The organism is Devosia sp. (assembly GCF_028290645.1).
Lineage (GTDB): Bacteria > Pseudomonadota > Alphaproteobacteria > Rhizobiales > Devosiaceae > Devosia_A.
Genome location: NZ_JAQGJL010000026.1, coordinates 1 through 11,165 on the forward strand (window position 1 = coordinate 1; position 11,165 = coordinate 11,165).

Below are 11,165 nucleotides of genomic sequence, written 5' to 3' on the forward strand. Positions count from 1 at the left end.
TGGGTTAGCGCCTCTAGATCGGGCGGGTTGGGGTCATGGCCCGGTTCCCCACTTATCAGTGATCGTGCTTTCCCTAGCTCACCACTTAGCCAAACTATGACAGGTGTGCCCAAGTCGGCTTCGTCTAATTTTGTCTGAACTGTTGGTTTGCCCACCGCCATTTTGTTCCAGTAGCCGCGCGGGGGAAAGGGTATGCCAGCTTTCCGCAAGCTCTTCGCGAGCGCCACATCAGACACGCCCACCATGCCGGCCAAATCCCGCATTGGCTTTGACCAAGCGAACTCCAGCGCCTGGGATCGAGTAAGGCCAAAGGTCATCTTCCACCCGCTAGAAGGCGAGCATCCGCCCCCCGTGGCGAGGGGCGTGGTGCTTGAACTGTTAACCGAATGAGAGCAATCTAGATCGCGAAGCCTAGAAACTTCCGCGGTGGGCCCTTGGCGGGGCTAGCACTGCAGTCGCGATAGGCAGAGAAGGGCTTGGCGGCCCGATACTGCCGAAACTTTTGACCGCGCTCCACCGTGAGCGCGACCGGCTTACTATGCCGGGAGTGCCACGGTTATGCAATAGCCCCTCGGGGTAAAGGCTGTGGCGCATGTTTCGCGACATGTTTCTAGGCTCCCGGTGCCAGTGACGACTGCTGGCAGATGACCAATCGCGCCTAGAAATCGCGAGCGGTCCCGGCCCTACAAAGCCGGTTTCGCGAAAGTCCACAAAATGAAACACAACATCCTGACGCCCAAGGGCGAACGGTACGTTGCTGAGCACGGCAACGTCGTCGTCGCATTCCGTCTGCGGGAGCCGCTATTCAGCGTCCCCGGCATCACAGAGGCTGACGTCCGTCAAGCGGTACAGGCCGAAGTCGACCGGCTGATCGATTTGCTCGACGCCTTCGACGACGACCCGGACATCGAGACGATCGACTGGGACCTGGAGCCCAGCCTTGGCGGCATTCAGATCGCAGGTGAAGTCGACCTTGAGGCGGACAACGCCGACTGGGAGCCAAGCCTTGGCTGGCGCCACCACATCAACCAGTCCCGCATCGGCGGCGATCCCCACGGCTTCGATGACCTCGAGGGGGAACACGACGGCCGGGAGCCCGAACCCCTGGAGGCGGATTACGCGCCGCAAATGGACCGTCGCGTCTACGGGTTCGCCATCAACGGCTCCGGCGACTGCGAGCCCGGCGACGAGCAACTGGCATGAACCGGCGAACCATGATCATCGGTGCGGCCGGTGCTGCCCTAGCGACCACGACGCCGGTCGCGGTCCTTGCCGCGGTGCAACCGGCGGTGCCGCTCTCGGCGCCGGTGGTGGCAGCCCTGGAGCCCCCACTAAGCGAGCTGGGCATCGCCTACATCATAGCCACGCTAAAGACGGCCACGCCGGAACTTCGCAGCGAATACCTGCGGCGCGTCAGAGATACGGCGGGCCTCCTGGATGCGCCTGGCGAAGAGGATGTGCAAAAGTTCGCGGATGCGCTTGAGCGGTGGATGGCCACCCTATGAAGCGGGCCTTGGTCATCTGGCTATCCCGGCGTCGCGTACGCAAAGGCACGGCACTCCTGCGTGCAGGGCGTCGCCTCATTGAGGCAGAGGAACGCAGATGGGGGCTAGCACCTCCCGACTGGCGCTGGCGGGTGCCGAACGTTCGCCAGAGTCGCTGACAACTGGGGCCCGGGCCGAAATGGGTTCGGGCCCTTCTCTTGCTATTGCATTGGGGGACGTCCTGGGGGAAGCAAGATAGGCGATGCGTACATTATGCAGCAGATACAACGGCGTAGTTTGAGTTGCTGGCGGAGAGAAAGGGATTCGAACCCTTGAGACGGTTCCCCGCCTACACACTTTCCAGGCGTGCGCCTTCGACCACTCGGCCATCTCTCCGCATGCAGCGGCCGGGCCAAGCCCGGGGGTCTGCGTGTCCGGGGCTCGAGAGCCGGCCGGAGCGGGCGCAATATACTCATCGACGTGATGACCGCAAGGCACATAACAGCCATCGGGTACGCGGCAGAGCGTGCGAGGGGCAGAGTTGTCTTGTCGGCGCGGCGGCGGGCGTGGCAAAAGGGCGGAGGCGCCTGCCGGAGCCATCGGGGTCCGGCTTGGTGCAAGTGGACATGAGCGACTTCGATGCGACTGTTTTTGAGGGTATCGGGCACCTGGCTCCTCGGCGTGGCGCTGATCCTCCTGATCATCGACGGCACGCGATCGCTCGGCGCCAGCCAGCTGCTGTTCACCTCGCTGGCCGAGGACTGGACCTGGGTTCACGCCGACAGCCTCGTCGCGGTGCGGGCGTTCCTGTCGAGCCGGTTCTTCGGCGTGGTGCTCGAGCCGGTATCCGAGGCGATCCTCAGCTTCCCCGGCTGGGCGGTGCTCGCCGTGCCCGGGGCGCTACTGGCCTGGGCCGGCCGCTCGCGGCGCAGCCGCCTGTTCGTCCGGCACGACCAGATCTAGGCCGGGGACGCGCAGTGAGCCTGCACGATCGCGCTGAATACATCGCTTTCGTCACCGGCCTCGGCGGCGTGACCCTCAGCGAGCAATGGGAATCCCTCGTCGCCAAGGTCGGCGGCAAGGTGTTCTGCCTGCTCGGGGACACCACCGGCGACGTGGTGTTGAAGGTCGGCGAGATCGCCTTCGACGGGCTGACCGGACTCGACGGCATTGGGCAGGCGGCCTATTTCGCCAAGCGCCAGTGGGTGCGCGTGGTTCCGGGCGCCCTCCAGCCGGAGTTGCTCGAGGGCTATGTTCGCGAGTCGCACCGGTTGATCGCCCAAAAGCTCACCCGCAAGCTTCGGGCTGAGTTGGGGCTGTAAGCGCAGACCCCGAGGCCGTTGACGAAGTCGTTCAGGACTTCTTAACTACCGCCCATCCAAGCCATGAGGGGGCGAGAATGGTTGCGGGACTTCTCTATATCGTGGGGCTGATTGCCGTGGTGGTCACAGTCGTGATGGTGGGCCTGAACGCCCCCGGCGTGATCCAGACCTTCAACCAGGCGCTCGGATCGGCCAGTTCCGACCTCCTCGGAGCCGTCGGCGACGTGGCGCGGAGCCTGCAATGGGCGCTGTGGCCGTTCGTGGGCGGGCTGGTGCTGATGGGTCTCGGCCGCATCGTCATGCTGCTCGCTTCGATCAACCGCTCGCTGCGCGGCAACGCCTGAAGCGAAACGGGCGGCCCAATGGGACCGCCCGCTCGAGAATCGATGCGTGCCGTCAGGCGCGCGGCTGCGGCACGATCCTGAGATAGGGCTTCAGCGTCTTCCAGCCTTCCGGATACTTTTCGCGTGCCGCCTCATCGGAGACGGCCGTCACGATGATCACGTCCTCGCCGCTCTTCCAGTTCACCGGCGTTGCCACCTGGTGCTTGGCGGTGAGCTGCAGGCTGTCGATGACGCGTAGGATCTCGTCGAAGTTGCGGCCGGTCGAGGCCGGGTACTCAATCTTGAGCTTCACCTTCTTGTCCGGCCCGACGACGAAGACGGAGCGCACGGTCAGCGTGTTGTCGGCGTTGGGGTGGATCATGTCGTACTTGCGGGCGACGTCGCCCTCGACGTCCGAAATCAGTGGGAAATTCAGTGTCGCGCCCTGCGTTTCGGCTATGTCAGCGGCCCATCCGGCGTGATTTTCCAGCTTGTCGACAGACAGGCCGAGCACCTTGACGCCGCGCTTGTCGAACTCGGGCTTCAGCTTGGCGGTGTAGCCGAGCTCGGTGGTGCAGACCGGGGTGAAATTCTTGGGATGCGAGAACAGCACCGCCCAGCTGCCGTCGATGTAGTCGTGGAAGCGGATGCGACCTTCGGTGGTCTCGGCTTCGAAATCGGGGGCGGTGTCGCCGATGAGAATCGCCATTGTGAACTCCTTGGTGCGGTCGTTGCCGCTTCTATCGCGTGCCGCGGGCAATATCGAACGGCAACCCGCCGATTACGACGGCGCGGTATGAAATCTTTTTGTGTTTTGGCGTCAAGGCGAAACAACCGCTTCCGCGTGAGGCGGGCAGGCCGGCAAATCGGAGCGATGTGGCTAGATGAGTCCGAGCATGGCGCCCTGGTTGAGGGCCACGGCGCAGGCCGTCGGAGTGAGCGCCAGGGCCAGTGCCAGCGGCTGGCTGAGCCGGGCCACGCGTGCAATGAGGAACAGCACGATGATCAGCAGCACCGACGCGAGAAGGATCGTGGCGTTCTGCTGCAAGAGCGGGAACCAGCTGGGCATGACGTCGCCTCCCGAAGCCCTCTGGGGCCCCGAGCATGCTGCCTGTCGAGCCGTTTCTTCGCCGTTTCTGCGATAGCTCGGGCTTGATTAGAAATGGAGCGAGTTGCCGCTCAGATCCCGCCTGCCGCGGTACCTGCCGGTGCGGGGGTGGCCGGAGCGGCGCCGACGCCGCTGGGTGCGCCATTGCTCCAGGTAACGTCGAGCCCGTTCAGCGGCACCACCGAGAGCGACATCTTGCCCGAGCCTTGCTGCAGTTCGCGGGCATGCGCCAGATAGACCAGCGAGTTGTTCTCGGCGTCATAGATGCGCGACACCCTGAGGCTCTTCCAGATCAGCGAGCGGGCCTGCTGGAAGATCTCCTCGCCGCCCTTGCCGGTATTGATCTTGCCGATGGTGATCGGACCTGACGCGGCGCAGTCGACCGCCGAATAGGATGGGTCCTCGAACCAGTTGCCCTGCTGCAGCCGGTCGATCAGCGAGCGGTTGAAATAGGCGACATGGCAGACGACGCCCTTCACCTGCGGGTCGGCGACGGCCTCGACCGAGATGTCGTTGCCGGTCCAGTCGACCCCGACGCTGCCCACATTGGTGGAGTTGTTATTGCCGCACGCTGCGAGCGCGCCGGTGAGGACGAGTGCGAGGCCGACGGAGGCGAGGCGCTTGAGCATTGGGCGGGTTCCAGGGTTCGCGTTGCGGACGGCGGTGATGTGGGGACCATGAGCGCCCCGTACAACTAGGGGCGCTCCGATTGTTTTAGCCGCTCCTCCAGCCAGCGGACCAGCAGCGACAGCGAGATGGTCATGGTGAGGTAGAGGAACGCCACCACGCTGTAGGTCTCGAAGAACTTGAAGCTGCCAGACGAGTACACCTTGCCGAGCTGGGTGATGTCCTGCACCCCAAGCGCGGAGACCAGCGCCGAATCCTTGATCATCGAGACGAAATCGTTGCCGAGCGGCGGCAGGATGGTGCGGAGCGCCTGCGGCGCGACGATGAAGCGGAAGGTGTGTCGGCGGTTGAGCCCGAGGGCGCGCGCCGCCTCGATCTGTCCGCGGTCGACCGCCTCGATGCCGGCGCGGAAGATTTCGGCGATGAACGCCGAGTAGCACACGGTCAGCGCGAAGATGGCACGCCAGGTGAAATCGAAATCGCGCACCGTCAGCGGCTGCAGCAGGTCCGACTGGATGAGCGGCGTCAGCAGCCAGTTGGCCGCGACCACCATGGCGGGGGCGCCGACGAAGGCGACGTAGAACAGCGCCACGAGGATCGGAATGCCGCGGATGATCTCGACATAGAAGGTCGCGATCTGGGTGAGCCACGGGTTGCCCGAGGTGCGGGCGAGGGCGACGACGAGGCCGAGCAGGGCGGCGAGCGCGAAGGCGACGAGGGTTACCCATAGCGTCGTCAGCACGCCCTTGACGAGCACCGAGAAGATCTCGGCATAGCCCTCGTCGGTGACGATCGCCCAGAGGATGAACAGCCCGAGCAGCGCGATGGCCAGCAGCCACCACGGAAACTCGGCGAGACGCTTGTTGCGGGGGGAGGAGGGCAAGGTGAGAGGGGACGCGCGGGGCGGCCGCGCGTCCCAGCAATCGTTTTACGAGTTCTGCTGGCCGTACTCGAAGAACCACTTCTTGATCAGCGCGTCGAGCGTGCCGTCGGCCTTCATGGCGTCGAGCGCGGCGTTGAACGGCGCGACGAGGTCGGAACCCGGGGTGAGGATGAAGCCCAGCGGCTCGGACTTGATCGGCTCGCCGACCTGCTTGAAGGCGCCGGGATCGGCGCCGATGTAGCCGGCCGCGGCCGACTGGTCGGCGATCACCGCGTCGACATCGCCGGATTTGAGCGCCTGTACCGAGGCGCCGAAGCTGTCAAACAGCTTGACGCGCGGATTGGCTTCGTCGCCGTCGAGCACATCGTAAATGGCGGTGTAGAAGGCCGAGGTGCCGGCCTGCGCACCGAACAGCAGGCTTTGGTCAGTGGCGAAGCTGTCCTTGCCGATAATGCGGGCTTCGTCGGCGCGGACGAGGAAATACTGCTCGACGGTGATGAACGGCTTGGTGAAGTCGATCTGCGCTTCGCGCTCGTCGTTGATGGTGATGCCGTCGGCGCCGATGTCGAACTGGCCGGTGCGCACCGCCTCGATCATCACGTCCCATGCCGAGAGGTTCCATTCGACCTTGGCATTGAGACGCTTGGCGGCTTCGTTGATCACGTCGTATTCGAGCCCGATCCCGGCGCCGGCTTTGTCCGCGAAGTTCAGCGGGTAGTAGGCGTTCTCGGTCACTGCCTTGATGGTGCGGCCGCCCAGATCCGGTAGGGCCTGCGCCTGGGCGGGCAGGACGAGGCCGAGCGCCACGAGCGGCACGGCGAACAAAGTCAGCAAGGATTTCATGAGGCGGCGTTCTCCCGAATGGCTGTCGCCGGCGACTGTCACCTCCGCCGGCATTGGCGGCGACAATATCCGTGATCCTCGCGCGCTCTCAACCGGATTCTGGGAAACAGCTTGCGACGGGGCGCCGCGTTCAGGAATGTCCGTGTCGCGCAGCGGGCCCATGCGGGTGGTCGATGTGGCCGAGGTCGCGGCCCGGATCGATCCGGTCGCGCACCAGCTGCTTGATCTGCTTGGCGTCGGGGAAGCCGCCATCGCGCTTGCGCTCCCAGATCAGCGCGCCGTCGAGATGGATCTCGAAGATCCCGCCGGTGCCGGGGACCAGCGTCACCTCGCCCATTTCGAGGCTGAAGGTCGAGAGCACTTCCTGCGCCATCCAGGCGGCGCGCAGCAGCCAGTTGCATTGCGTGCAATAGGTGATGGCGAGTTTCGGCTTGCCGGTCATATCTGCGGGTCCGCCCAGTTGGAGAAGACGTTGGTCGGCAGGACCAGCACGTCTTCGTCCTCGTCGTCGCGGCTCTTCAGCGCGACCAGTTGCGCCGTGGTGGCATTGACGCGCTGCGCCAGGAGGCGCGCGATCTGCAGCAGCCAAGACGGGTGCGCCTCGAGCACGTTCAAGGCATCGCTGATGACGTAGAGCTGCACATCGGTGACCGCACGCACCGTCGCCGAATGCGGCCGGTCGAGCAGCACGCTCATCTCGCCGAAGATGGCGCCCGGCTGCTTGATGGTCGAGACGAACTCGCCGTCGCGCAGCACCTCGACCTCGCCTTCCTTGAGCACCATCAGGCTACCGCCGGCGTTGCCACCCTGCGCGATGAGCTCGGCACCGGCCGGGAAATAGTCGAACCGCAGCCACTCGTTCTGATCCGTCACCATAACCGCTCCCGCCCTGCACCTTGCGAATGGTAGCCGAGCTTGCCGCCGATGCGAAGCGCGCGATTCCGCTGGCCGAGCAGCACGGCAGCAGGGTATTGAGGCCCCGCGCCGGTCAGCTGCCGGTTGCGCCCCGAAACCTCCCGTCCCCGGTCCGTTGCCGGGCGCGACATTGGAGACCAGCCCATGGAAACCTCCGTGCTCGGCCGCCCGGCCGAGATACCCATCGATCCCGCGAGCGCCGTGCTCGACCGGGTGCCCAACCCGCACCCCGACATCGACTACCTGATCCGCTTCACCGTGCCGGAATTCACCGCGCTCTGCCCGATCACCGGGCAGCCCGATTTCGCCCATCTGGTCATCGACTATGTCGCCGACCAATGGATGATCGAGAGCAAGTCGCTGAAGCTGTTCATGTTCTCGTACCGCAACCACGGCGCTTTCCACGAAGCGACGACGGTGGAGATCGGCAGGCGCCTCGTCGACGTGCTGGCGCCGCGCTGGCTGCGCATCGGCGGCTACTGGTATCCGCGCGGCGGCATCCCGATCGACGTGTTCTGGCAGACCGGCGCCGCGCCGGCCAACCTCTGGCTGCCGGAGCAGGGCGTGCCGGGCTATCGTGGCCGGGGTTGATCGACCCGCCTTGAGTGCCCTTCGCGTTCGACTATGGTCACGGCGAATCGGGCGGGGGTGTTCGCATTGACTGAGGTTCAGGCCGGCGGGAAGCGCCCCCGCTACCAGTTGCTCGACAGCCTGCGCGGCGTCGCGATCCTCGCCATGATCGTGTTCCATGTCGCCTGGGATCTTTACTATTTCGGCTACTCCCCGGTCGACGTCACCACCGATCTCGGCTGGGTGATCTTCCAGAAGTCGATCCTCTCGAGTTTCCTGCTGCTGGTCGGGGCAGGGCTGGTCCTCGCCCATGGCAACGGCATCCGCTGGCGAAAGTTCTGGCGCCGTTTCGCCGTGCTCGTGGCCGGCGCGCTGCTGGTGACGGCTGGCACCTACTGGATGTTCCCCGACTTTTTCGTGTTCTTCGGCGTGCTGCATGCCATCGCGCTGTTCTCCCTCATGGGCCTCGCCTTCCTGCGCCTGCCGTCATGGCTCGTGGCGGGGATCGGGGTGGCGGTGATCGCGGCCAATTTCCTCTACAACGACCCGGTCTTTGCGACCCGAGAGCTGGGCTGGATCGGCTTCTGGCCGACCTCGCCGCCGACCAGCGACGTGGTGCCGATCTTTCCCTGGTTCGGCGTCGTGCTGCTGGGCATCGCCGGCATGCGGCTGGTGCTCGCCTCGCCCTTGGCCGGGCGGCTGGAGCAGGCCTACAGCAATGAGCCGGTGGCCCGCGGGCTCGCCTTCATCGGCCGCTGGAGCCTCGCTATCTATATCGTCCACCAGCCGCTGATCATCGGGCTGCTCTGGGGCCTGAGCCAGCTGCAGGCGCCGGTGCTGTCGCCACCGGTGTTGACCCAGTCGCAGGCTTTCGTGAAAAGCTGCACCGAGTCCTGCCTTGCCACCGGTTCGGACCTTGCCCGCTGCGACCGTTATTGCGGCTGCGCCGTCGAGCAGGTGGAGATCGGCAACCTCTGGGAGGCCGTGGCCGCAACCGACCCCACGCCCGAGCAGCGCACCCAGTTCAACGCGGTGGCCAATCTCTGCTCGGCGATGGCCGACAAGGCGCCCTAGCGAGTTGCCGCGCCATGCAGCCAACCCGACAATTCCGATCTGCATAATGCTCTCCATTGTGGCGCGCGCCGTGGCGGATGTTATACGCGGGAGGCAGGTGGCGGGTGGACAACCCCGTCGAAGAGGAGACGGACTATGCGTGTAGTGATTACCGGTGGCGCGGGAAACCTGGGAACCAAGCTGAGGGCGCATCTGGAGAAGGCGGACTGGGTCGAGGAAATCGTCGCCATCGACGTGAAGCCGTTCGAGGCTGGGGCGAAGACCAGGGCGGTGATCGCCGACCTCGCCGACCCCTATGACCAGCGCTGGCGGGAACCGGTGCAGGCGGCGGACGGCATCGTCCACTATGCCTCGGCCAATCCCGCTCCGACCTCGAGCTGGGCCGAATCGGCGGCGTCCTTCGACATGACTGCGAACCTGCTCGAGCAGGCGGGCGGTGGCACGAGGCCCTGCCGGTTCGTCTTCGCTTCGTCCAACCACGCCATGGGTGGCTACAAGGATGCGCCGCTCCCGGCGGACGGCAAGATCCGGATGTCGACGCCGCAGATGAGCGGCACGCGCTACCATGACGGCACCGGCTACAAATGGGGCTCGGCCTATGGCGCGACCAAGATGCTCGGCGAGCGCGTCTGCGCCGCCCGGGCCGCGGCGACCGACGGCCGGATCACCGCCGTCTCGACCCGCATCGGCTGGTGCCAGCGCGGCGCCAACCTCGCGACGACGCTGACCGGCGGCGGCGCGGGCGATCGCAGCGAACAGGACCCGGAGGTGCTGGCGCGCAACATTCGCTGGTTCCGCAACATGTGGCTGTCGGACGCCGACCACGCGCGGCTGATGGAGGCTGCCCTGCGCGCCGATGCCGCCAAGTGGCCGGCGCCGGCGATTACCGTCTCGGGCATGTCGAACAATGCGGGCATGCCGTGGGAAATCGACGAGGCGCGCCAGTGGATCGGCTACGACCCGCAGGACGATGTGTGGGCGGATCTGAAAAAGGCGGGCATCGCCTGATCCGGCGTTGCACTGCATCTTCTCGCGTCGGTGAAGCGCCGGACTTGGCGCTTCACCCATATTGCAGCGGGTTCGCGGCAGGGAGATAAGCGGCACGAAAGGCCTGTTCCATCGGCGGCTCGCTTCGGCTAGGTTCCGCGCGTTTTCAGAAAGGCCCCCGCATGAGTTTTTCCAGCATTTTCGCCCGCATGGTTGCCTGGATCGGCGCTGCCGCCATTCTGGCGCGCCGCTTCAACGAGCCGCAGCGTGCGCCGGTCTATGGCGGGACGCCTGAAATTCCGCCGGCCCGCCCGCAGAGCATACCGACCCTCAAGATGCCCACCGCTCGCGGCTGGTCCGAAGGCCAGACGCCGGTCGCGGCCAAGGGGCTCAAGGTCAACGCCTTCGCCAAGGGCCTCAGGCACCCGCGCTGGATCCACGTGCTGCCCAATGGCGACGTGCTGGTCGCCGAGGCGCTGAGCGTGCCGGGACCGGTCAAGACCGCCTTCGACTATGCGATCGTCTCGACCATGCGGCGCGCCGCAGCGGTCGGTGAGAGTCCCAACCTCATCACGCTGCTGCGCGATGCCGACGGCGACGGCGTCGCCGAGGTCCGCGAGACCCTGCTCGAGGGGCTGAACCAGCCCTTCGGCATGGCGCTCATCGGCTCGACGCTCTATGTCGGCAACACCGACGGCGTCTACGCCTTCCCCTATACCGAGGGAACGACCCGCATCACCGCGCCGGGCAAGAAGCTGATGAACACGCCACCGGGCGGCCACTGGACCCGCAGCCTCCTGGCGAGCGCCGACGGCAAAAAGCTCTATGTCGGTGTCGGGTCGGACAGCAATATCGGGGAGAACGGCATGGCCGCCGAACAGGGCCGCGCCGCAATCCATGAACTCGACCTCGAGACGGGCAATAGCCGCATCTTCGCGGGCGGCTTGCGCAACCCGGTAGGCCTGGCGTTCGAGCCGAGCACCGGCGGGCTGTGGACCGTGGTCAACGAGCGCGACGGGCTGGGCGACG

The 11,165-nt window shown here is 65.7% G+C and carries 15 protein-coding genes, 1 tRNA gene and 2 pseudogenes; 9 read left to right on the top strand and 9 right to left on the bottom strand.

Annotated elements, in window-relative coordinates; translation table 11 throughout:
• Positions 1-317: pseudogene (locus JWQ89_RS01630) on the bottom strand (hypothetical protein); the annotation flags it as partial.
• A gap of 397 nt (positions 318-714) precedes the next feature.
• Here JWQ89_RS01630 and JWQ89_RS01635 point away from each other — a divergent pair.
• The gene (locus JWQ89_RS01635; protein WP_299637843.1) at positions 715-1,203 is read left to right on the top strand and encodes a hypothetical protein; all 489 of its coding nucleotides are present in this window, start codon (positions 715-717) and stop codon (positions 1,201-1,203) included.
• Positions 1,200-1,505 carry a hypothetical protein gene (locus JWQ89_RS01640; protein ID WP_299637845.1) on the top strand — a complete coding sequence of 102 codons (306 nt, stop codon included), beginning with the start codon at positions 1,200-1,202 and terminating at the stop codon, positions 1,503-1,505. Before JWQ89_RS01635 ends, JWQ89_RS01640 begins: the two co-directional genes overlap by 4 nt.
• Positions 1,506-1,790: 285 nt before the next feature.
• Here JWQ89_RS01640 and JWQ89_RS01645 read toward each other — a convergent pair.
• Positions 1,791-1,880: transfer RNA gene (locus JWQ89_RS01645), tRNA-Ser, on the bottom strand.
• 243 nt (positions 1,881-2,123) lie between these two features.
• On the opposite strand from JWQ89_RS01645, the gene JWQ89_RS01650 reads away from it, so the two are divergent.
• The 3 genes from JWQ89_RS01650 (at position 2,124) to JWQ89_RS01660 (ending at position 3,150) form a co-directional block, all read left to right on the top strand.
• Positions 2,124-2,447 (top strand): hypothetical protein, encoded by a 324-nt coding sequence (locus JWQ89_RS01650; protein ID WP_299637846.1) that lies wholly within the window; start codon positions 2,124-2,126, stop codon positions 2,445-2,447.
• 14 nt (positions 2,448-2,461) lie between these two features.
• Positions 2,462-2,806 carry an MmcQ/YjbR family DNA-binding protein gene (locus JWQ89_RS01655; protein ID WP_299637848.1) on the top strand — a complete coding sequence of 115 codons (345 nt, stop codon included), beginning with the start codon at positions 2,462-2,464 and terminating at the stop codon, positions 2,804-2,806.
• 77 nt (positions 2,807-2,883) lie between these two features.
• The gene (locus tag JWQ89_RS01660; protein WP_299637850.1) at positions 2,884-3,150 is read left to right on the top strand and encodes a hypothetical protein; all 267 of its coding nucleotides are present in this window, start codon (positions 2,884-2,886) and stop codon (positions 3,148-3,150) included.
• Between the two features lie 52 nt (positions 3,151-3,202).
• Here JWQ89_RS01660 and JWQ89_RS01665 read toward each other — a convergent pair whose 3' ends face one another.
• From JWQ89_RS01665 to JWQ89_RS01695, 7 genes are all read right to left on the bottom strand, one after another.
• Entirely contained in the window at positions 3,203-3,838 is a 636-nt protein-coding gene (locus tag JWQ89_RS01665) for a peroxiredoxin (RefSeq protein WP_299637852.1), read from the bottom strand.
• Between the two features lie 171 nt (positions 3,839-4,009).
• Positions 4,010-4,198: a hypothetical protein gene (locus tag JWQ89_RS01670; RefSeq protein WP_299637854.1), complete on the bottom strand. Its 189-nt coding sequence runs from the start codon at positions 4,196-4,198 to the stop codon at positions 4,010-4,012.
• Between the two features lie 110 nt (positions 4,199-4,308).
• Entirely contained in the window at positions 4,309-4,866 is a 558-nt protein-coding gene (locus JWQ89_RS01675; protein WP_299637856.1) for a CreA family protein, read from the bottom strand.
• A gap of 65 nt (positions 4,867-4,931) precedes the next feature.
• The gene (locus JWQ89_RS01680) at positions 4,932-5,747 is read right to left on the bottom strand and encodes an amino acid ABC transporter permease (RefSeq protein WP_299637857.1); all 816 of its coding nucleotides are present in this window, start codon (positions 5,745-5,747) and stop codon (positions 4,932-4,934) included.
• A gap of 45 nt (positions 5,748-5,792) precedes the next feature.
• Positions 5,793-6,590: a transporter substrate-binding domain-containing protein gene (locus JWQ89_RS01685; RefSeq protein WP_299637858.1), complete on the bottom strand. Its 798-nt coding sequence runs from the start codon at positions 6,588-6,590 to the stop codon at positions 5,793-5,795.
• Between the two features lie 130 nt (positions 6,591-6,720).
• Positions 6,721-7,032, bottom strand: a complete 312-nt coding sequence (locus JWQ89_RS01690; protein ID WP_299637860.1) for a SelT/SelW/SelH family protein — start codon at positions 7,030-7,032, stop codon at positions 6,721-6,723.
• Positions 7,029-7,466, bottom strand: coding sequence for a cyclic nucleotide-binding domain-containing protein (locus JWQ89_RS01695; RefSeq protein WP_299637861.1), 438 nt, complete (start codon positions 7,464-7,466; stop codon positions 7,029-7,031). Before JWQ89_RS01695 ends, JWQ89_RS01690 begins: the two co-directional genes overlap by 4 nt.
• 183 nt (positions 7,467-7,649) lie before the next feature.
• Here JWQ89_RS01695 and queF point away from each other — a divergent pair, with 183 nt between their 5' ends.
• The 4 genes and pseudogenes from queF to JWQ89_RS01715 all read left to right on the top strand — a co-directional run.
• Positions 7,650-8,096, top strand: coding sequence for a preQ(1) synthase (gene queF, locus JWQ89_RS01700; RefSeq protein ID WP_299637863.1), 447 nt, complete (start codon positions 7,650-7,652; stop codon positions 8,094-8,096).
• A 66-nt stretch (positions 8,097-8,162) separates the two neighbouring features.
• Positions 8,163-9,149 (top strand): heparan-alpha-glucosaminide N-acetyltransferase, encoded by a 987-nt coding sequence (locus tag JWQ89_RS01705; RefSeq protein ID WP_299637865.1) that lies wholly within the window; start codon positions 8,163-8,165, stop codon positions 9,147-9,149.
• Between the two features lie 135 nt (positions 9,150-9,284).
• Positions 9,285-10,157, top strand: a complete 873-nt coding sequence (locus JWQ89_RS01710; protein ID WP_299637867.1) for an NAD(P)-dependent oxidoreductase — start codon at positions 9,285-9,287, stop codon at positions 10,155-10,157.
• A gap of 161 nt (positions 10,158-10,318) precedes the next feature.
• Positions 10,319-11,165: pseudogene (locus JWQ89_RS01715) on the top strand (sorbosone dehydrogenase family protein); the annotation flags it as partial.

What these genes read in the sequence shown, in the direction of transcription:
- JWQ89_RS01635 (WP_299637843.1), top strand. Translation starts at nt 715, where the DNA reads ATGAAACACAACATCCTGACGCCCAAGGGCGAACGGTACGTTGCTGAG.
- JWQ89_RS01640 (WP_299637845.1), top strand. Translation starts at nt 1,200, where the DNA reads ATGAACCGGCGAACCATGATCATCGGTGCGGCCGGTGCTGCCCTAGCG.
- JWQ89_RS01650 (WP_299637846.1), top strand. Translation starts at nt 2,124, where the DNA reads ATGCGACTGTTTTTGAGGGTATCGGGCACCTGGCTCCTCGGCGTGGCG.
- JWQ89_RS01660 (WP_299637850.1), top strand. Translation starts at nt 2,884, where the DNA reads ATGGTTGCGGGACTTCTCTATATCGTGGGGCTGATTGCCGTGGTGGTC.
- JWQ89_RS01665 (WP_299637852.1), bottom strand. Translation starts at nt 3,838, where the DNA reads ATGGCGATTCTCATCGGCGACACCGCCCCCGATTTCGAAGCCGAGACC.
- JWQ89_RS01670 (WP_299637854.1), bottom strand. Translation starts at nt 4,198, where the DNA reads ATGCCCAGCTGGTTCCCGCTCTTGCAGCAGAACGCCACGATCCTTCTC.
- JWQ89_RS01675 (WP_299637856.1), bottom strand. Translation starts at nt 4,866, where the DNA reads ATGCTCAAGCGCCTCGCCTCCGTCGGCCTCGCACTCGTCCTCACCGGC.
- JWQ89_RS01685 (WP_299637858.1), bottom strand. Translation starts at nt 6,590, where the DNA reads ATGAAATCCTTGCTGACTTTGTTCGCCGTGCCGCTCGTGGCGCTCGGC.
- JWQ89_RS01690 (WP_299637860.1), bottom strand. Translation starts at nt 7,032, where the DNA reads ATGACCGGCAAGCCGAAACTCGCCATCACCTATTGCACGCAATGCAAC.
- JWQ89_RS01695 (WP_299637861.1), bottom strand. Translation starts at nt 7,466, where the DNA reads ATGGTGACGGATCAGAACGAGTGGCTGCGGTTCGACTATTTCCCGGCC.
- queF (WP_299637863.1), top strand. Translation starts at nt 7,650, where the DNA reads ATGGAAACCTCCGTGCTCGGCCGCCCGGCCGAGATACCCATCGATCCC.
- JWQ89_RS01710 (WP_299637867.1), top strand. Translation starts at nt 9,285, where the DNA reads ATGCGTGTAGTGATTACCGGTGGCGCGGGAAACCTGGGAACCAAGCTG.